Annotated in this window: 2 protein-coding genes; both read right to left on the bottom strand. The window is 53.7% G+C overall.

Annotated features, from left to right (window positions below):
* The coding region (locus FQK12_RS00040; protein ID WP_146295598.1) for a phage terminase large subunit family protein at positions 1–440 on the bottom strand (440 nt) is incomplete at its 3' end.
* A partial coding sequence (locus FQK12_RS00035; protein ID WP_146295596.1) for a DUF1441 family protein occupies positions 440–738 on the bottom strand: 299 nt, incomplete at its 5' end. The genes FQK12_RS00040 and FQK12_RS00035, both read right to left, overlap by 1 nt.

Here is a 738-nt window from a genome sequence, read left to right as displayed (position 1 = left end):
GCCCGGAAGGTGCGGTCGTGAACGTTATTGTCGTTACGACGCGGACTGAGTCGCGATTTTACTTCCGGACTACACCGGAATGTGCGATCGAGGCGTTTCTTGGAATGTTCACGCGCTTTCTCTTCGGAGACCTGAATAACCAGCATGTCAGCGGGATCACAAACGATGTTGTAGACAATCCAGCCATCAATCAGGCCAATCGTTTTCCCGGTTCGGGCCGGTCCGACAAACACCACCGCATCATATTCACGGGATGCCAGACAATTCATCGGCTCAATAATATAAGGGGCCAGATTGGGGTCCCATGGTACGGAGTTACCCGCCCCCATCGGCACACGCATATATGAGCTGACCGCATCGGCCACCTGCATACGACGTGGGGCACGAAGAATACCGGAGACATCGCGGCGTATCCCCTTGGCAGATGCCCGTTTTGTCATCAGTCCTCCTCTGGCTCATCCTCCTCTGGTTCTGCGTCCATTACTTTTTGGGCAACCTGATCGCGCAGGTCATCAATCACGCTTTGCACGCGTGATACCGCAACCGGCGTAAGTGCACAGTCGCGCTCAAGAATGTCCGGAAGTGTTTCAAGTACCATGACGACGGCTTTCGCCATCATTGAAAATTCACGTGCGACGTCTTCGGCGGGGATAAGTTGCTTGGTATCTACTTCAAATTTCAACCGCTCGTTTTCTGCTTTCCAGTGAGCGAGGCGATCAGGGGGTGTCATCTCTTCAA

Source organism: Klebsiella sp. ME-303, from assembly GCF_007910085.1.
Lineage (GTDB): Bacteria > Pseudomonadota > Gammaproteobacteria > Enterobacterales > Enterobacteriaceae > Klebsiella > Klebsiella michiganensis.
Note: the sequence above shows the minus strand (reverse complement) of the source record. Positions and strands in the feature narration are given on the sequence as shown.